Annotated in this window: 16 protein-coding genes; 11 read left to right on the forward strand and 5 right to left on the reverse strand. The window is 72.2% G+C overall.

The window, feature by feature from the left end; all coding sequences use genetic code 11:
- Positions 1-23 precede the first annotated feature (23 nt).
- The 3 genes from ABD332_RS50760 to ABD332_RS50770 all read left to right on the forward strand — a co-directional run bounded on the left by ABD332_RS50760 (position 24) and on the right by ABD332_RS50770 (position 2,579).
- Positions 24-917: a hypothetical protein gene (locus tag ABD332_RS50760; protein WP_344512699.1), complete on the forward strand. Its 894-nt coding sequence runs from the start codon at positions 24-26 to the stop codon at positions 915-917.
- Positions 918-984: 67 nt separating this feature from the next.
- A complete protein-coding gene (locus ABD332_RS50765; protein WP_344512700.1) occupies positions 985-1,668 on the forward strand; it encodes a ribonuclease HII in 684 nt (227 codons plus the stop codon).
- On the forward strand, positions 1,665-2,579 hold the full coding sequence (locus ABD332_RS50770; RefSeq protein ID WP_425552415.1) for a DUF3500 domain-containing protein: 915 nt from the start codon (positions 1,665-1,667) through the stop codon (positions 2,577-2,579). The genes ABD332_RS50765 and ABD332_RS50770 overlap by 4 nt, the downstream gene beginning before the upstream one ends.
- Positions 2,580-2,582: 3 nt before the next feature.
- On the opposite strand, the gene ABD332_RS50775 is transcribed toward ABD332_RS50770, so the two are convergent.
- Both ABD332_RS50775 and ABD332_RS50780 read right to left on the reverse strand, forming a co-directional pair.
- Positions 2,583-4,037, reverse strand: coding sequence for a protein adenylyltransferase SelO (locus ABD332_RS50775; protein ID WP_344512702.1), 1,455 nt, complete (start codon positions 4,035-4,037; stop codon positions 2,583-2,585).
- Between the two features lie 63 nt (positions 4,038-4,100).
- Positions 4,101-4,283, reverse strand: coding sequence for a hypothetical protein (locus tag ABD332_RS50780; RefSeq protein ID WP_344512704.1), 183 nt, complete (start codon positions 4,281-4,283; stop codon positions 4,101-4,103).
- A 129-nt stretch (positions 4,284-4,412) separates the two neighbouring features.
- Between ABD332_RS50780 and ABD332_RS60290 the strand changes: the two genes are divergently transcribed.
- A complete protein-coding gene (locus tag ABD332_RS60290) occupies positions 4,413-4,511 on the forward strand; it encodes a helix-turn-helix domain-containing protein (RefSeq protein WP_425552416.1) in 99 nt (32 codons plus the stop codon).
- Between the two features lie 49 nt (positions 4,512-4,560).
- Here the strand turns inward: ABD332_RS60290 and ABD332_RS50785 are convergent, their stop codons facing one another.
- Positions 4,561-5,949 (reverse strand): cellulase family glycosylhydrolase, encoded by a 1,389-nt coding sequence (locus tag ABD332_RS50785; protein WP_344512706.1) that lies wholly within the window; start codon positions 5,947-5,949, stop codon positions 4,561-4,563.
- 221 nt (positions 5,950-6,170) lie between these two features.
- Here ABD332_RS50785 and ABD332_RS50790 point away from each other — a divergent pair, with 221 nt between their 5' ends.
- Positions 6,171-6,848, forward strand: coding sequence for a peptidoglycan DD-metalloendopeptidase family protein (locus ABD332_RS50790; protein WP_344512708.1), 678 nt, complete (start codon positions 6,171-6,173; stop codon positions 6,846-6,848).
- A gap of 13 nt (positions 6,849-6,861) precedes the next feature.
- Here the strand turns inward: ABD332_RS50790 and ABD332_RS50795 are convergent, their stop codons facing one another.
- The gene (locus ABD332_RS50795) at positions 6,862-7,857 is read right to left on the reverse strand and encodes an aldo/keto reductase (RefSeq protein ID WP_344512710.1); all 996 of its coding nucleotides are present in this window, start codon (positions 7,855-7,857) and stop codon (positions 6,862-6,864) included.
- Positions 7,858-7,920: 63 nt separating this feature from the next.
- Between ABD332_RS50795 and ABD332_RS50800 the strand changes: the two genes are divergently transcribed.
- The 6 genes from ABD332_RS50800 to ABD332_RS50825 all read left to right on the forward strand — a co-directional run bounded on the left by ABD332_RS50800 (position 7,921) and on the right by ABD332_RS50825 (position 15,676).
- Positions 7,921-8,538 carry a TetR/AcrR family transcriptional regulator gene (locus ABD332_RS50800; protein ID WP_344512711.1) on the forward strand — a complete coding sequence of 206 codons (618 nt, stop codon included), beginning with the start codon at positions 7,921-7,923 and terminating at the stop codon, positions 8,536-8,538.
- A 114-nt stretch (positions 8,539-8,652) separates the two neighbouring features.
- Positions 8,653-10,074, forward strand: a complete 1,422-nt coding sequence (locus ABD332_RS50805) for a pectinesterase family protein (RefSeq protein ID WP_344512713.1) — start codon at positions 8,653-8,655, stop codon at positions 10,072-10,074.
- A gap of 149 nt (positions 10,075-10,223) precedes the next feature.
- On the forward strand, positions 10,224-10,997 hold the full coding sequence (locus ABD332_RS50810) for an SDR family NAD(P)-dependent oxidoreductase (RefSeq protein WP_344512715.1): 774 nt from the start codon (positions 10,224-10,226) through the stop codon (positions 10,995-10,997).
- A 41-nt stretch (positions 10,998-11,038) separates the two neighbouring features.
- Entirely contained in the window at positions 11,039-11,629 is a 591-nt protein-coding gene (locus ABD332_RS50815; RefSeq protein WP_344512717.1) for a GrpB family protein, read from the forward strand.
- A gap of 106 nt (positions 11,630-11,735) precedes the next feature.
- On the forward strand, positions 11,736-13,352 hold the full coding sequence (locus ABD332_RS50820; protein ID WP_344512719.1) for a methyl-accepting chemotaxis protein: 1,617 nt from the start codon (positions 11,736-11,738) through the stop codon (positions 13,350-13,352).
- A gap of 59 nt (positions 13,353-13,411) precedes the next feature.
- Positions 13,412-15,676 (forward strand): FdhF/YdeP family oxidoreductase, encoded by a 2,265-nt coding sequence (locus ABD332_RS50825; protein WP_344512721.1) that lies wholly within the window; start codon positions 13,412-13,414, stop codon positions 15,674-15,676.
- Here the strand turns inward: ABD332_RS50825 and ABD332_RS50830 are convergent.
- On the reverse strand, positions 15,663-16,886 hold the full coding sequence (locus ABD332_RS50830; RefSeq protein ID WP_344512723.1) for a pectate lyase: 1,224 nt from the start codon (positions 16,884-16,886) through the stop codon (positions 15,663-15,665). The genes ABD332_RS50825 and ABD332_RS50830 overlap by 14 nt on opposite strands.
- Positions 16,887-17,049 lie beyond the last annotated feature (163 nt).

Raw genomic sequence — 17,049 nt, forward strand, 5'->3', positions numbered from 1 at the left:
TGCCCTTCCGCGAGAATGGGTCGATGGACGTCGACGTCTGGTATCGGACACTGAGGATGGCGGTCGGGACGTACGTGCTGCACCTGCACGACGCCGAGATCGAGGCGGCCGGGCAGCTCTACTGCGTCAGCCCCGGGAACCGGCCGTCCGGCTCCGACGACGGGCGGGTCCCGGCGCCGGCGGGGGACGCGGCGCGGTGGCGGGCGGCGACGGAGGCGGCGCTCGCGGCCCTGAGGTCGGTGGAGGAGCGGGACCGCGCGGCGCGGCGGCAGCTGCACCGGCCGGACCAGGCCTGGCAGGGAGTGTGGTGGGAACTCCGCCGCGACCGGTTGCACCGGGACTACGAGGTGCGGAAGGCGGCACTGGAGGTCGAGGTGCGGGCGGCCTACCGCGCCTTCCGGGACGAGGCCGGCGACCTCACCGACCACATCGCGGCGTGGCGGGAGCGCTGGGCGCGGGAGGAGCGGGAACGGGAGGAGCAGTCGCGGGCGGAGCGGGTCGCGGCGGTGCGGGCAGGCGCCGACGGCGCCGTCTGGACCTACCGGATCGGGGACCACGGCGGCCACCGCCGGGTGCTGATCTGGCTGCCCGCCGTCGAGCGCGGCGACGGCGACGAGCGCGGTGCGGTCGTCCGTGACCTGACGGCCCGGCAGGTGCAGAAGATGATCGAGGAGCGGCGCGGCCGGGACCCGTACCTGTGGATCGGCTGGCGGGAGGCGACCGGGAGGGCGATGCAGGAGTGGTACGAGGACGAGGCACGTCCCGCCGGCAGTGCGCGGGTCGCCACGGACGTCGGGGCGTGGGCGGCGCTGACCGGCGTGGTCGTCGAGCCGGTGGTGTGGCGGCCCGGCGAGCTCGAAGGGCTGCGTGTGGCACCACCGAGCCGCGGCTCCGGCCCGTCCGGCGTCTCGTCCTGAGCGGGGCGGGCTCGGTGGCGTCTGGTTGACTGGGGCACCCGATCGCCGTCGTACGAGGAGCCGCGCCGTGGCCGCACGAGTGACCCGCAGGGTGACCCCGACCCTCGACGTGGAGGGCGAGCTGTGGGGGCGCGGGCACCTGGCGGTCGCCGGGATGGACGAGGTCGGGCGTGGGGCGTGGGCCGGGCCGATCGCCGTCGGGATCGCGGTGGTCGCCGGGGACTGCCCGCCCGTGCCGGAGGGGCTGGCCGACTCGAAGTTCCTGTCGGAGGCGCAGCGGGAGCGGATGGTGCCCGTCGTGCGGGAGTGGGTGCGGCACTGGGCGGTGGGGGAGGCCAGCGCCGAGGAGGTCGACGAGCTCGGGGTGACGGCGGCACTGCGGAAGGCGGGGTGGCGGGCCCTCGCGGCGCTGCCGGAGCACCCCGACGTGATCATTCTCGACGGGGCGCACGACTACCTCAGCGACCCGATGGAGGAGACGCTGTTCTGCCCGGAGCGCAGCATCCCGCCGGTGCGCACCGAGGTGAAGGGCGACGCGCGGTGCGCGGTCGTCGCGGCGGCGTCGATCCTGGCGAAGTCGCACCGGGACCTGTACATGGCGGCGCTCTCGGCCGAGTTCCCGCAGTACGGGTGGGAGCGCAACGCGGGGTACGGGGGCGCGGCCGAGCACGTCGACGGGGTCGCGGCGCACGGGCTGAGTGTCCACCACCGCAGGTCGTGGCGGATGGCGGCTGGTACAACGGGAGCATGACGACAGCTGCGGCGATGAGGGCCGAGGCGGCCGCGCTCCTGGCACTCGCACCGACGGCGGGGCTGCCGTTCGAGGACGACGCGCACCGGCGCTGGATCGAGTACCGGCCGCGGCCACGGCCAGGCGTGAGCCTTGGCGCGCTGGACCCGGAGGGGCGCAAGGCGGCGCACCGGCTGCTCGCCACGGGGCTGCGCCCGCACGCGTTCGCGCAGGCGACCGTGATCCTCGCGCTCGAGGAGGTGCTCGACCGCGAGGAAGGCTACCGGCGTGGCCGGCACAGCAACGACTACACGATCGTCGTGTTCGGCACGCCGGACGTCGCCGGGCGCTGGGGCTGGCGGTTCGAGGGGCATCACCTGTCGGTGACGATGACGCTCGACGGCGACACGGTCTCGCCGGCGCCGGTGTTCCTCGGTGCGAACCCGCTCGGCACCTGGTATCGCGGCCGGCCCGTGGTGCGGCCGCTCGCGCCGGAGGAGGAGCTCGGCTGGGCGGTGCTGGACGCGGTCCCGCGGGATCTCCTGCCGCGCGTCGTGCTGCGGCCGGCGGCGCCGTCGGACATCCACAGTGGACCGCGGGCGGCGGTCCCGCCGGTGCCGGAAGGCGTCCCGGCGGTCGAGCTGCCCGATCCGGCGCGGCTGCTGCTGGACGAGCTCGTCGCCGTGTACCTGGACCGGCTGCCGGAGGACGTCGCGCCGGCCATGGACCGGGACCGGCTGTCGTTCGCATGGGAGGGCGCGACCGGGCGCACCGGCCGGCACTACTACCGCGTGCAGGGCCCCGACCTGCTCATCGAATACGACAACACCGCCGACGACCTCAACCACGCCCACACCGTGCTGCGCCGCCCCGACTCGGACTTCGGCGCCGACGTCCTCGCCGAGCACCGGGCCGACTGGCACGCCCGGTAGGGCTCAGGTACCGCAGAAGGTCTGGAACGAGGCGCCGAAGCCCTCGGGCGCGGGAGCGGCGTAGCGCTCCAGGCCGGGCCGCTCGGTGTACGGGTCGGCGAGGACGTCGACGAGCTCGGTGAGCGGCGCCAGGTCCCCGCCGGTCGCGGCGGCCAGCGCCGCCTCGACGAGGTGGTTGCGGGGGATGTAGACCGGGTTGACGCGGTCCATGGCGTCGGCGTCGGGGGCGAGCGCCTGCCACCGCGCCAGCCACGCGCCGGCGAGGGGGTCGGGCAGGAGGCCGCGGAACCGGCCGGCGTCGCCGCGGGCGGCCACGGCGAGGGCGCGGAAGGCCGACGTGTAGTCGACGCCCTTGGTCTGCAGCAGCGTGAGCAGGTCCTCGACCAGCGGCGCGGCCACGTCGTCGGCGAGTCCCGCCGGCAGGCCGAGCTTGGCGCGCATGCCGGCGGACCAGGCGGCGTCGTGCCGGCGGCGGAATTCCCCGAGGGCGGCCACGGCCAGCTCGACGGCGCGGTCCTGCACCTCGTCGAACAGCGGCAGCATCGCCTCGGCGAGCCGGGCGAGGTTCCACTCCGCGACGACCGGCTGGTTGCCGTAGGCGTACCGGCCGCCGTGGTCGATCGAGCTGTAGACCGTCGCCGGGTCGTAGGCGTCCATGAACGCGCACGGCCCGTAGTCGATGGTCTCGCCGGAGATCGTCATGTTGTCGGTGTTCATGACGCCGTGCACGAACCCGACGAGCATCCACCGTGCGACGAGGTCGGCCTGTGCCGCGACGACCGCCTCGAACAGCGCGAGGTAGGGCTGCTCGGCGCCGGCCGCGGCCGGGTGATGGCGGGCGATCGCGTGGTCGGCGAGGCGCCGCAGCAGGCCGGTGTCGCCGGTGACGGTGGCGTACTGGAAGCTGCCCACCCGCAGGTGACTGGCCGCCACCCGGGCGAGGACGGCACCGGGCAGCATCGCCTCCCGGCGGACGGGGCGGCCGGTCGCGGTGACGGCGAGCGAGCGGGTCGTGGGGATGCCGAGCGCGTGCATGGCCCCGCTGACCACGTGCTCGCGCAGCATCGGCCCGACCACGGCGAGCCCGTCGCCGCCGCGGGCGAACGGGGTCCTGCCAGAGCCCTTCAGGTGCAGGTCGCGGAGCCGCCCGCCGGCGTCGATCTCGCCCAGCAGCAGCGCCCGGCCGTCGCCGAGCCGCGGGTTGAACCCGCCGAACTGGTGCCCGGCGTAGGCCTGCGCGACGGGCGTGGCGCCGTCGGGCACGGTCGCGCCGACCAGCAGCCGGACGCCGTCGGGTGAGCGCAGCCACGCCGGGTCGAGGCCCAGGTCGGCGGCCAGGGCCTCGTCGAGCACGAGCAGCCGCGGCTCGGGGAACTGCTCGGCCTGCCACGGCACCGCCATCTCGGGCAGCTCACGGGCGAAGCGGTTGCCGAGGGTGACGGCCGTTGCGATGCTCACCGGTCGAGAGTACGTCCCACTGGCGGGTGATCCGCTCAGCCGTGTTCCCGGTCACGCCGGCCCTTACGCGGGTTCGCGCACGCCACCGGGGTCGGCGCCGCCCTCGTCGTCGCCGGGCATCGGCTCCGCCGGGGCCTCCGGCAGCCCGCCGGGCCTCCCAGGCAGCAGCTCACCTGGGTCGTCGGGCACGGGTTCCCGAGGGTCGATCGGCGGGTACTCCTCGGGGTCAAGATCCGGATTCGCCATTCCGTCAGTATTGGGCACGGACGGCGCCTCTGCCCGTCAAGCGCCGCGGGTGGTCACCCGGTCACGCGCCTGGCCGGCCGTGCTGTCCGGGGCCGGCCGTGGTGGCAGCAGGACGCAGAGCGTCGCGAGATCCTCCAGCGGCTGATCAGAAACGGACACTCCCAGGACGACATCGCCCGCGAGATGGGTGTCACCCGCCAGGCCGTCCAGAAGATGCTCAGCGCATGAGAACGCCGGCCGGACCAGGAAGGTCCGGCCGGCGGGTGAACGAAACAGGTCAGCTGGCCGTGCAGGTGAGCGGGGACGGGACGGCGTTCGTGCCGTTCCAGGTGCCGAGGAAGCCGAACGACGTGCTCGCGCCGGCGCCGACGGAGCCGTTGTAGCTGACGTTGCGGGCGGTCACGGCCGCGCCGGAGCTCGTGATCGTCGCGCTCCAGCCGTTCGTGACGGTCTGGCCGTTGGCGTACGACCAGCCGACCGTCCATCCGGAGATCGCCGAGCCGCCGGCGGTGACCTTCACCTCGGCCTGGAACCCGCCGGGCCACTGGCCGACGATCGCGTAGGTGGCGGTGCAGGTCTTGCCGCCGGGCGGTGGGGGCGAGGAGGACGGGCTGCGCGACGCCGACGGCGACGCGGACGGGCTTCGCGACCCCGACGGGGAGACCGACGCGGACGGTGACGTGGTCTGTCCACTGTAGATCGACGCCTCGCGGGAGGTCGCCTTCAGGCCGTTGGCGCCGTTGACGATCCGGTCGCCGAACGTGGTCAGCTGCGCCGGGTTGAAGTTGACCGTCATGTCGAGGATCGGGTCGCTGTTGCCGCTCCACGACCAGGCGATCCAGCCCAGCCCGCGGGCCTGCGCCTCGGACAGGATCGTCTCGTGGTCGACCTCGCCGGAGTTGAACTTCCAGCCGAACTCGCCGACGACGAGCGGCCAGCCCTTGTTCTTGAACGCGTCGAAGTAGGCGACGATCGTGGCGGCGTTGGCGTACACGGCGTACATGTGGATCGACAGCACCGTGTTGTGCTTGGTGTCCGCGTCCAGCACGGTCTGGCCCGTGTCACGCATGACGTTCTGCCAGTCCTGGCCCCAGTTCGGGGCGTCGACCATGATGAGGTGCTCGAAGCCGTTGCTGCGCAGCTTCTGGATCGCGGCGGCGGTGGCGGCGGTCCACTGCGCGGGGTTGGTGTTGCCGATCGGCTCGTTGCCGATGTTGATGACGACGTAGTTCTCCTGGCCGACCAGGTTCGCCTTCTGGCTGATCCAGTAGTTGGCGGCCTCGTCCAGCGACGCGGCCGCGCCCTCCTCGCCGTAGCCGGTGGTGTCGTGGACCTCGAGGACGCAGATCAGCTTGTTCTGCTTGCACAGGCTGATGACGGCGGGCACGTCGTTGGAGGGGCCCCAGCGCTTGCCGGTGCCCAGCACCACCCGGATCGTGTTGGCGCCGGCGGCCTTGATGGCCGCGAACGAGGACGTCTGGCCGGTGTACCACACGTGCGGGTGGTTGACCCCGCGCATGATCAGGTTCTGGCCGTTGGCCTCCACGATGTTGCGGCCGCTGATGTGCAGGCCGACCGCGGCGGACGCGGGCTGCATGAACATCACCACCGACGCGGTGACGGCGAGCAGCAGCGCGCCGCCGAGAACGCTGAGTCTTCTCCTCATGGCCTACCTCGAGACATCGATGGGAGCTGGGCGGGCCGGACACTAGGTTCGGCCGTCGACGGCTGTCAACGCGCACGAGCCCCGCGGCGGCCTTCGCGGCGGCGGTGTTTGCGCTGGTACGGACGCGGACGGCGCGGTCACGCCCGGGTGGGACAAACCGTGTACGTTTCACGCGTTGTCCCGGGACACCCCGTTGCGGCGAACGGGTAGATTGGGTGCCGGTGAGCGCGCGGGGGATCTATCGGCTGACGGTGCTGGGCGTCATCGTCGCCTGCGTGATCGTGTCCTGGGTGACGCTGGCGCGGCGCGCCGAGGGGCACCCGCAGAAGCCGGGCCCGCGGCCCGCGTTTCAGCTGCCGTTCCCATGCGGGGAGTCGTGGAGCCTGACCACGTATGCGGGCCACGACGACTACGACATCGACTTCTTCTACAACGGCGGCCCCAGCGGCGGCCGGGCGGTCCTCGCCTCGGCCGACGGCACCGTCGCCTGGGCCGGCTGGCAGGCGACCCTCGAGGGCGGCGCGCCGGCCGCGCCCGGCACCGTCGGCACCCGCGGCGGCCTCGGCTTCGGCGTGATCATCAACCACGGCGGCGGCTGGTTCACCTCGTACGGTCACCTGCAGACCTGGCCGGAGGTGAAGCAGGGCCAGGTGGTGCCGCGGGGCCGGCTGCTCGGCCACGTCGGCAAGACCGGCTCCACCAGCATCGAGCACCTGCACTACGAGCAGCACGACGACACCCGGGACCCCCGCCATACCCGCGGCAACGCCGACAAGGTCGAGTCCGTCTTCGACGGCGTTCCCTCGGGCATCACCAGCGACGGCAGCGCCGGCACCGGGCCCCTCCGCACGGCCGGCCCGGTCTCCCCGCCCCAGAACCGGACCAGCCGCAACTGCTGACGTGCGCGGTGGGTCAGACGGCGGCGGCGCCGAGCACCCACGAGCGGGTCTGGTCGATGAAGTCGGCCGGGAAGCCGGGGGTGAACCCGGTCGCCGCCTCCAGGCGCGTGACCAGCTCGGGCGGCAGCGTGACCTCGGTGCAGCCCAGGTTGTCGCGCAGCTGCTCGACGGTCCGGGCGCCGACGATGGGCAGCACGCCGTCGCGCCGGCGGGTCCAGGCGAGGGCCACCTGTGCCGGCGTGACGCCCAGCTCGCCGGCGACCGCTCCGACGGCCTGGGCGACGCCGAGGTCGCGGTCGCTGATCGCGTCCCGGCTCAGGCGGCTCCTGGTGGCGGGTGCGCCGGCGTTGTACTTGCCGGACAGCACGCCGCCGCCGAGCGGGCTCCAGGCGGTCACGGTGAGGCCGTAGGCGTCGGCCATCGGCAGGAGCTCCCGCTCGGCGTCGCGGTTGACCAGGCTGTACGGGACCTGCAGGCCGGCGAACGGGGTCCAGCCGCGCCACTCGGCCAGGGTGTTCGCCCGGGACACCACCCAGGCGGGGGTGTCCGACACGCCGACATAGAGCACCTTGCCGGCGGTGACCGCGTCGTCGAGCGCCCGCATGGTCTCCTCGATCGGCGTGTGCCGGTCCCAGATGTGCACCCAGTAGACGTCGACGTGGTCGGTGCGCAGGCGGCGCAGGCTGGTCTCCAGCGACAGCCTGAGGTTCTTGCGATGGTTGCCGCCGCCGTTGGGGTCGGTCGCGTCGCGCGTGACGGTGTACTTCGTCGCCACCACGAACCTGTCGCGCCGCCCGGCGAGGAGCTCGCCCAGGATCTCCTCGCTGGCGCCACCGCGGTAGTTGACGGCGGTGTCGACGGTGTTGCCGCCGGCGTCGGCGTAGGCGTCCAGGATGCGCCGGCACTCCTCGACCGGTGCGCCGACCCCACCCTGCTCGCCGAATGTCATCGCGCCGAGCACCAGCTCGGACACCCGCAGGCCGGTGCGCCCGAAAGTCGTGTACCTCATGCGGCGACCATACATAGTGTCTGGTCACGCTGTCCAGACATGTCATGCGGTATGCTGCCGCACGTGGCAGCGCGACGTGACGGACCCCAGCAGAGCGGCGCCGAGCTGCGCGAACGCATCCTCGACGGGCTGCACGGACTCCTGCGGGAGCGCACCTTCGACACGCTCAGCGTGGCCGAGATCATCACCGCCGCGGGGGTCTCCCGGGCGAGCTTCTACTTCTACTTCGCCGGCAAGCAGGCCGTGCTGGCCGAGCTGGTGCGCCGCGCGGTCGGCGCCGGCCACGAGGCGGCGCGGCCGTGGTCGGAGGCGGCGGCGGGCCCGCGCGAGACCCTGCGCGCCGGCGTCGACGCCGGCGCCGGGCTGTGGCTCGCCAACGCCGCCGTCCTGCGCGCGATCGTGGAGAGCTGGGCGTCCGACCCGCAGCTGCGCGAGCTGTGGCTGGAGCAGATGGCGTCGTACACCGACGTCGCGGCCACCCGGATCGAGGCCGACGTCCGGTCCGACCCCGCCGTCGCGGCCCGGCTGGAGGGCATCGACGTGCGCGCGCTCGCCGCCTCGCTGACCTGGACCGGCGAGCGGCTGTACTACCTGGCGGCATGCGGCGTGCCGCCGTTCGACGACCGGACGGTCCTGGTCGACACGCTGACCCACCTGTGGGTGTCCGCGCTGTACGAGTAGCGGGCCTTCCTTCCCGATTCCTGTTATGCCCGGCCCTGCCTTCGCATCTACCTGGGTGCCCGCCGGACCGCCCCGGCGGTTCGTAGCTCAGCGTGACCGGAAGGGACCTGGTTCATGTCCAGATCGAGTTGGTCGAGGCGACATCTGCTCTACGCCGCGCTCGCCGTCGTCGTGCCCGCCGTGGTGACCGGGGTGTCGGCGCCGCCGTCCGACGCGGCGACCCTGCCACCCACGGGCGGCACCTATCAGCTGGCGGTCAGGAAGAGCGGCATGTGCGTCGACGTGCCGTCGGCGTCGACGGCGAACGGCGCGCTGCTGCAGCAGTGGGGCTGCACGAGCGGCGCGGCCTGGCAGCAGTTCAGGCTCACCGCCGCGGGCTCGGACTACCAGCTGGTGAACGTGAGCAGCGGCAAGTGCGTCGACGTGCCGGGCTGGTCGACGGCCTCGGGTGTGCAGCTGCAGCAGTACACGTGCGTGGCGAGCCAGGCCAACCAGCAGTGGCGGCTGGTCGCGTCCGGCACCGGCACCTTCCAGATCATCAACGTGAACAGCGGCCTGTGCGTCAGCGACAAGGACGCCAGCACCGCGTCGGGCGCCGCGGTGATCCAGGAGACGTGCACCGCCAACAGCAACAAGCAGTGGGCCTTCAACGCCGTCGGCGGCACCGGCCCCGCCACCGTCGCCAAGGACGGGACCGGGCAGTACACGACCGTGCAGGCGGCAGTCGACGCGGTGCCGGCGAACAACACCACCCGCCGGGTCATCACCATCAAGGCCGGCACCTACCGCGAGATCGTCACGATCCCGTCGAACAAGCCCTTCGTCACCCTGCAGGGGCTGGGTTCGTCGGCGTCGGCGACGGTCATCGTCAACAACCACAGCAGCGCCGGCGGCTACGGTACGAGCGGCAGCGCCACGGTCTTCGTCAACGGCCACGACTTCGTCGCGACGAACCTGACCATGTCCAACGACTACGGCGAAGGCAGCCAGGCGGTCGCGGCGAACGTCAACGCCGACCGGTCGGTGTTCGACAACGTGCGGTTCCTCGGCAACCAGGACACGCTGCTGGTCAACAACTCCCGCCAGTACTACGTGAACTCCTACGTCGAGGGCACCGTCGACTTCATCTTCGGCGGCGCGACCGCGGTGTTCAACGCGAGCACCATCCACGAGAAGCGCAGCAGCGGCGGGCCGATCACCGCGGCGAACACCGACGCGGCCAAGACCTACGGCATCCTCATCTACAGGTGCACCATCACCGGCGCCGCGAACAACGTGACGCAGCTCGGCCGGCCGTGGGGCCCGGCCGCGCAGGTGCTCTACCGCGAGTCGAACCTCAGCGCGACGATGAAGACCGCGCAGCCGTGGACCGACATGTCCGGCAACTCGTGGAAGAACGCGCGGTTCCTGGAGTACCGCAACACCGGTGCCGGCGCCGGCACGAACAGCAACCGCCCGCAGCTGAGCGACTCGGCCGCGGCGAACTACACCCCGCAGAAGTACCTGGCCGGCACCGACGGCTGGAACCCAGTCTGAACCCGGTCTAGGAAACCGCCGGCGACAGCCCACGGGCACCGCTTGCCCCGGTGCGTTCGCGACGCGGCGCACCGGGGCAAGTCAGCTGCAATTGCGCTGCAATCGGGGCGTTCCATCGTGGTGCGGCACACGATGGAAGGGACTCAACTTTGCGCACCATTCTTGTCACTGGATCGGCCGACGGCATCGGCCTGCACACCGCGACCCAGCTCGTCGACGGCGGGCACCGGGTGATCCTGCACGCCCGCAACGAGGAGCGCGCCGCCGCCGCGAAGGCCGCGCTGCCCGGCGCGGCCGCGGTCGTCGTCGGCGACCTGCGCTCGCTCGACGACACCCGGGCCCTGGCCGCGTCGCTGTCGGGGTACGGTCACCTCGACGCCGTCGTGCACAACGCCGGGATCGCCCGGCTGGAGAGCAGCGAGCGGGAGGTCACCGGCGACGGCCTGGAGTCGATGTTCCAGGTGAACGTGCTCGCCCCGTACCTGCTGACGGCGCTGCTGCCGCGGCCGGAGCGGCTGGTGTTCGTGTCGTCGGCGATGGCCGCGGACGGTGTCGTGGACCTGGCCGACCTGCAGTACGACCGGCGCCCCTGGGACGGGTTCGTGGCCTACTCCACGTCCAAGCTGCTCGACCTGATGCTGGCCGTCGCGATCGCCCGGCGCTGGCCGGCGACGCTCAGCAACGCCCTCGACCCGGGCTGGGTGCGCACCAAGATGGGCGGCGACAGCGCCCCGACGGACCCCGCGGACGCCGCGCGGGCGCAGGTGCGGCTCGCCGTCGGCACCGACCCGGAGGTGCTGGTCACCGGCCGGTACGTCAGCGACCGCGACTGGCGGCCGGGCGACGCCCACCTCGACGCGGCGCTGCTGGAGGCGCTGCTGGCGCACCTCGCCGACCTCAGCGGGACACCGCTGCCGGCATAGGTGTCGTATCCTGGCCGACTTTGCTGTTACAGGAGGTAACGATGGCCAGGTATCCGAAGAGCATCACCGAGCGGTTTCACGGCACGCCGGAGCAGCTGGCGGCGGGGTTGGTCGGCGACCCGCCCCGCCGCTGGTCCGCCGTTGTCGTCGACGACTACGACCCGTCGTGGCCGCTGCGGTACGAGACGACCCGCGCCGCCCTGACCGGGGCGCTCGGCGACCTCGTGCTGGCCGTCGAGCACGTCGGCTCCACGGCCGTCCCCGGCCTGCCCGCGAAGCCGGTCATCGACGTGGACCTCACCGTGCCCGACAGCGACGACGAGTCGTCGTTCGTGCCCGTCCTGGCCCCGCTCGGCTACCGGCTCGTGCTGCGCGAGCCGTGGTGGCACGGGCACCGCATGCTGGTCAGCGCGGCCGACGACGTGCACCTGCACGTGTGGCCGCCGGGCGCCCCGGAGCCGATCCGTCACCTGCTCTTCCGCGACTGGCTACGCGAGCACCCATCGGACCGGGACCTGTACGCCGGCACGAAGCGGCGCCTGGCCGGCGAGACCGTGGACCGGCCCGGCGACTACAGCCTGGCGAAGAACGACGTCATCGACGCCATCTACGCCCGGATCTTCGCCGCTTGACGGCTCCTGACGGCTTTGCGCGCCGCGGGATTTCTCAGGAGCGGGACGGTTGCGCCGATCGGTGGGGTGCGAGCTTCGCGAGAACGGTCGGCGAGGGGTGGCAGACATGGACGCGCTGCGGCGGACGCGGGTGGTCACGCGGCTGGTGATCGGCTTTCTCGTCATCGCGCTGTGCGTGGTGGCCATCTGGATCGCGGCGGTCTCGGCCTCCCACGGCACCCGCGACACGGCCGGGCACCTGTCCGCCGCCCAGGCCCAGCTCGACGCGGCCGAGCAGCTGAAGTTCCGCATCACCGACATCTCCGGCTGGCAGGTCGGCTACGCGTTCGACGTCGAGCGCGGCGAGCCCGGCAGCACCGACGACACGGCCGACACGCGGGCGGCGTTCCTGCAGGCGATGCGGGACTTCAGCACCGAGCTGGGCACGATGGCGAGCCTGCCGCTGCCGGCCGCCGACCAGGCCGCCGTGCGGGCGATCCGCCAGGCGTTCGACGACTTCAAGGCCCTCGACGACCGGGTCATCGCGGCGTACCGGGCGGGGACCCCGGCACAGGTCAAAGCGGCCAACGACCTCGTCGTCGGCGAGGGCCTGGAGGTGTACGCCCGCATCAGCGGCCCGGTCGACGAGCTGCTCGCCGGCGCCAAGCAGCGGTCGGCCGCCGCCGACAAGGCCGCCCGGTCGACGGCGAGCAGCACCGGCAGGCTGGCCAACGTCGTGGGCAGCGTCGCGCTCGTGCTGGCGGTCGCCATGGCGCTGGCGCTGTCGGTCTCGATCCTGCGGCCGCTGCGGGCCCTGCACGAGCGCCTGTCGGACATCGCCGAGGGTGAGGGCGACCTGACCCACCGGCTGGCGGTCAGCGGCAACGACGAGTTCACCACCGTGAGCCGCGAGTTCAACACGTTCGTCGAGAAGATCGCCGCGACGGTACGGGCGATCAGCGGGTCGGCGTCCACGGTCGCGGTCGCCAGCGAGCGGCTCAGCGACACCTCGACCCGGATCATGACCAGCGCCCAGCAGACGTCGACCCGGTCAGGGCTGATCGTGGCGTCGGCCGACGAGGTGTCCGACAACGTCCGCACCGTCGCGACCGGCGCGGAGCACATGAGCGCCTCGATCCAGGAGATCGCCGGCACCGCCGCCGACGCGGCCCGCATCGGCGGGCAGACCACCGAGCTGACCCAGTCGGCGCACGACCTGATCGGCCGGCTGAGCGGGTCGAGCCAGCAGATCGGCAACGTCGTCACGGTCATCAACGACATCGCGGCGCAGACCAACCTGCTGGCGCTCAACGCGACCATCGAGGCGGCCCGGGCCGGCGAGGCCGGCAAGGGCTTCGCCGTCGTGGCCACCGAGGTGAAGGACCTCGCCCAGGAGACCGGCCGGGCGACCAGCGACATCGCGTCGAAGGTGCAGAGCATCCAGGCCGACACGATGGCCGCGACCGAGGCGATCACCCAGATCGTCGAGATCACCGGGCGGCTCGGCGACTACCAGAACACCATCGCGGCGGCCGTCGAGCAGCAGAACGCCACCACGACCGAGATCGGCCGCAACATCTCCCGGGCCGCGGCCGGCTCGGCCGACATCGCCGCGAACATCGCCACCATCTCCGACGCGGCCCGCATCACCACCAGCGGGGTCGAGGAGACCCGCAGCGCCGCGGAGGAGCTGTCGGCGATGAGCCGCGAGCTGCACGCCCTGGTCGGCCAGTTCCGCGTCTGACAGCGGCGCCGGGGACGGGCTACGCTCGGTGGGTCTCATCTACCGCTGGAGCCGCCGCGATGCCGATCGACGAAGCCGAGGAACGGCTGCGGGTCGGGCCGCCCGCCGACCACGCGGCAGGGCTGCCCGCGGTGCGGCTCAGCGTCACCAACGCGGTGCGGCGGATGGGGATCGTCAAGGCGACCCGCAACCTGCTCGCGCTCAACCAGGTCGACGGCGTCGACTGCATGAGCTGTGCGTGGCCCGACCCCCAGGGCAAGCGGCACACCGCCGAGTTCTGCGAGAACGGGGCGAAGGCCATCTCGTGGGAGGGCGTGCGGGAGACCGTCGAGCCCGCGTTCTTCGCCGCGCACTCCCTGGAGGACCTCGCCGGGCGCACCGACCACTGGCTGGAGGCGCAGGGCCGGCTCATCCACCCGATGGTCCGCCGCGACGGCGGCACCCACTACGAGCCGATCTCCTGGGACGAGGCGTTCGCGCTCGTCGCCACCCACCTCAACGCCCTCGACGGTCCCGACGAGGCGGTGTTCTACACGTCCGGCCGGGCCAGCAACGAGGCGGCGTTCCTCTACCAGCTCTTCGCCCGCGCGTATGGCACCAACAACCTGCCCGACTGCTCCAACATGTGCCACGAGTCGACGTCGGCCGGGCTGGCCGCCACGATCGGCATCGGCAAGGGCTCGGTGTCGCTGCAGGACCTGCACGAGGCCGAGCTCATCGTCGTGTCGGGGCAGAACCCCGGCACCAACCACCCGCGGATGCTCACCGCGCTGGAGACCGCCAAGCGCAACGGCGCGAGGATCCTGGCGATCAACCCGCTGCCGGAGGCGGGGCTGCTGCGCTTCGACAACCCGCAGAAGGCGCGCGGGCTCGCCGGCCGTGGCACCGGGCTCGCCGACGAGCTGCTGCAGATCCGCTCCAACGGCGACCTGGCGCTGTGGCAGGCCATCGGCCACCTGCTCCTGCAGGCGCCCGGAGCGGTCGACCGTGACTTCGTCGACCGGTACACCACCGGCTTCGACGAATGGGAGCGCCACGCGCGCGCCGTGGACCGCGCCGCGGTGCTCGCCGCGACCGGCCTGACCTGGTCGCAGATCGAGACCGCCGCGGCGATGCTGGCCGCCTCCAAGCGCACCGTGCACTGCTGGGCGATGGGCATCACCCAGCACCACAACGCGGTCGCCACCATCAAGGAGTTCGTCAACGTCGCGCTGCTGCAGGGCAACATCGGCAAGCCGGGTGCCGGACTGTGCCCGGTGCGCGGCCACTCCAACGTGCAGGGCGACCGCACGATGGGCATCTGGGAGAAGCCGCCCGCCTGGTTCCTCGACGCGCTCGGCGCCGAGTTCGGCTTCGCGCCGCCGCGCCTTCCCGGTCACGACGCCGTCGACGCCGTGAAGGCGTTCCGGGACCGGCGGGCCAAGGTGTTCGTCGCGCTCGGCGGCAACTTCGTCGCCGCCATGTCCGACACCGACGTCACCACCGCCGCCATGCGGGATGCGACGCTCACCGTGCAGGTGTCCACGAAGCTCAACCGCAGCCACGTCGCCGCCGGCCGCACGGCGCTGATCCTGCCGACGCTCGGCCGCTCCGAGCAGGACATGACCGGCGGGAAGGTGCAGCGGGTCACCGTCGAGGACTCGATGTCGGAGGTGCACGCGTCGCGGGGCCGCTCCGCGCCGGCGGGCCCGCTGCTGCGCTCGGAGGTCGACATCGTGTGCGGTCTCGCGGCGGCCGTCCTGGGGGACCGGCACGGCATCCCGTGGGCGTCGTTCACCGTCGACTACGACCGGATCCGCGACCGCATCTCCCGCGTGGTGCCCGGCTGCGCCGACTACAACGCCCGTATCTCCGACGGCGGCTTCACGATGCCGCACGGGCCGCGGGACTCCCGCACGTTCCCGACCCCGCAGGGCAAGGCCGTGTTCACGGTCAGCCCGCTGGTCGTGCTGGAGGTGCCGCCGGGGCGGCTGGTGCTGCAGACGATCCGCAGCCACGACCAGTTCAACACGACCATCTACGGCCTGGACGACCGGTACCGTGGCATCCGCTCCGGGCGGCGGGTCGTGTTCATCAACGCGCTCGACCTCGCCGAGCTCGGCTTCGCCGACGGGGACATGGTCGACCTCGTGTCGGAGTTCTCGGACGGCGTCGAGCGTCGCGCCGCGCGGTTCCGGCTCGTGTCGTACGACACGCCGAAGGGCTGCGTCGCCGCGTACTACCCGGAGACCAACCCGCTGGTGCCGCTGGACTCGCAGGCTGCGGTCAGCGGCACCCCCACGTCGAAGTGGGTCGTCGTGCGGTTGGTGGTCAGCGGTACGTGATGTCGCTCGCGCTGTAGAAGCAGTTGACGCCGTCCGCGCCGGAGCCGACGTGGGTCGGTTCGCTGCCCTTCGGGGCGCCCTTGTACTTGTCGCAGATGGTCGCCGAGCCGTAGACGGTGATCCGGGTGAACCGGGCCGTGTCACCCCAGTTGATGTTGATCCCGGCGATCACCTTCGTGGACTTCGCGATGATGTTGTCCACCACGACGTTGCGCTGGTAGGAGTTCGTGCAGTTGCCGCAGGCGCGGTACAGCTTGCCGGCGTTCTCGACGTAGAAGCCGGAGATGTTGACCGTGCCGTTGCCGTTGTGCTGGAACACCTTGTCGCTCGCGGACTTCGCGCCGCCGCCGATCACGTAACTGGTGCCGCCGCCCGTGCCGAGGAACGTCGCGGCGTCCTCGCCCACGTCCTCCCACCACACGTTCTGGATCGTGCACGTGCCGAGGCAGTGGATGCCGTCACCGGCCGGCGCGCCGATGATCACGTTCTTGATGGTCGCACCGTTGGCCAGCTCGAACATCGGGTCCTGGCTCTCGCTCTGCCCGCCGTCACCGATGCAGCAGTACCGCTTCATCCCGCCGTCGAGCGTGCCCGACACCTTGATCGTGCCGCTGACGCTCGCGTCGCCCGACTTCGTCGGCCAGCTCGTGCTGGGGTTGGTATTTGTGGGCGTGGTCGTGCCCGCCACCACCAGGCGCCACTGCTGGTTGGCGCCGTTGAGGTCGGTGAACTGCGAGATCCGCGCGCCGTTGGCGGTCGACCACTCCCAGACCTCGAGGGCCTTGCCGCTGTGCCGGTTGATGAGCTGGATGTTGTCGCCGATGTTCTGCACGGAGAACTGCTGGTTGTTGCCGCTGCTGATCGGCCACTGGCGGTACTCCGCGCCGTCGGCGGTGTTCCACTCCCACAGGTCGACGGCCTTGCCGCTGTGCCGCGCGATGATCCGCCACCAGCCGGTGCCGGCCGACTCGAACCGGAACTGCTGGCACTGGCAGCCGTTGCTGCTGTACTGGGTGACCGTGGCGCCGTCCGCGGTCGACGCGCCCGTGACCTCCATGACCTTGCCGCTGTTGACGTTCACCAGGTTGTACCAGGTGCCTTGCACGATCGTCGCCGCGTCCGCGGACCGCACGGCGACGGTCGTCACCGCCGCCACCACGGTCAGCACGACCGCACTGAGCAGCCAGCGTCTGTGTCTCTGCCTTGCCACGTCGGGGAACCTCCGATCGATGCCTTCGTTCGCGTCGCGAGGAAAGCGCTTTCCTCGGTGGCGGACCGTATCGGCGCCGTTCGTACTTGTCAACGTCGATGTGAGCGCTCACTTCGACCGTCCCTCGTCAACGGCGGCGCCGTGAAAGGAGGCTGTGAAAACT

The sequence above is a fragment of the Dactylosporangium maewongense genome, assembly GCF_039531485.1.
Taxonomy (GTDB): Bacteria; Actinomycetota; Actinomycetes; order Mycobacteriales; family Micromonosporaceae; genus Dactylosporangium; species Dactylosporangium maewongense.

Excerpts from the sequence above, each read along its gene's own strand:
- ABD332_RS50795 (WP_344512710.1), bottom strand. The coding sequence starts at position 7,857 with ATGAGGTACACGACTTTCGGGCGCACCGGCCTGCGGGTGTCCGAGCTG.
- ABD332_RS50825 (WP_344512721.1), top strand. The coding sequence starts at position 13,412 with ATGCCGATCGACGAAGCCGAGGAACGGCTGCGGGTCGGGCCGCCCGCC.
- ABD332_RS50760 (WP_344512699.1), top strand. The coding sequence starts at position 24 with ATGGACGTCGACGTCTGGTATCGGACACTGAGGATGGCGGTCGGGACG.
- ABD332_RS50785 (WP_344512706.1), bottom strand. The coding sequence starts at position 5,949 with ATGAGGAGAAGACTCAGCGTTCTCGGCGGCGCGCTGCTGCTCGCCGTC.
- ABD332_RS50770 (WP_425552415.1), top strand. The coding sequence starts at position 1,665 with ATGACGACAGCTGCGGCGATGAGGGCCGAGGCGGCCGCGCTCCTGGCA.
- ABD332_RS50820 (WP_344512719.1), top strand. The coding sequence starts at position 11,736 with ATGGACGCGCTGCGGCGGACGCGGGTGGTCACGCGGCTGGTGATCGGC.
- ABD332_RS50805 (WP_344512713.1), top strand. The coding sequence starts at position 8,653 with ATGTCCAGATCGAGTTGGTCGAGGCGACATCTGCTCTACGCCGCGCTC.
- ABD332_RS50780 (WP_344512704.1), bottom strand. The coding sequence starts at position 4,283 with ATGGCGAATCCGGATCTTGACCCCGAGGAGTACCCGCCGATCGACCCT.
- ABD332_RS50815 (WP_344512717.1), top strand. The coding sequence starts at position 11,039 with ATGGCCAGGTATCCGAAGAGCATCACCGAGCGGTTTCACGGCACGCCG.